General features: G+C 47.4%; 1 rRNA gene. It reads right to left on the minus strand.

Features of this window, described 5'->3' with window-relative positions:
- Positions 1 to 152 (minus strand): 23S ribosomal RNA (locus tag AWV70_RS24165); the annotation flags it as partial.
- Between the last annotated feature and the right edge of the window lie 99 nt (positions 153 to 251).

Genomic DNA, 251 nt, shown 5'->3' on the forward strand with positions numbered 1-251 from the left:
CGTACTGCCCCATTACGGGCAGTGGGTTTCCCCATTCGGAAATCTTCGGATCACAGCTTACTTACAGCTCCCCGAAGCATATCGGTGTTAGTGCCGTCCTTCATAGGCTCCTAGTGCCAAGGCATCCGCCGTGCGCCCTTTCTAACTTAACCTTTAATCGGATTCAATCCGCTAGTTGCGTCTTGAAATCCTCGGGTGTTTACCGATGTATAGCGATATACAACGATAAACGTTAAAAAAGTATTGTTCAA

The organism is Sporosarcina koreensis (assembly GCF_001531445.1).
In the GTDB taxonomy this organism is placed as follows: domain Bacteria; phylum Bacillota; class Bacilli; order Bacillales_A; family Planococcaceae; genus Sporosarcina; species Sporosarcina koreensis_C.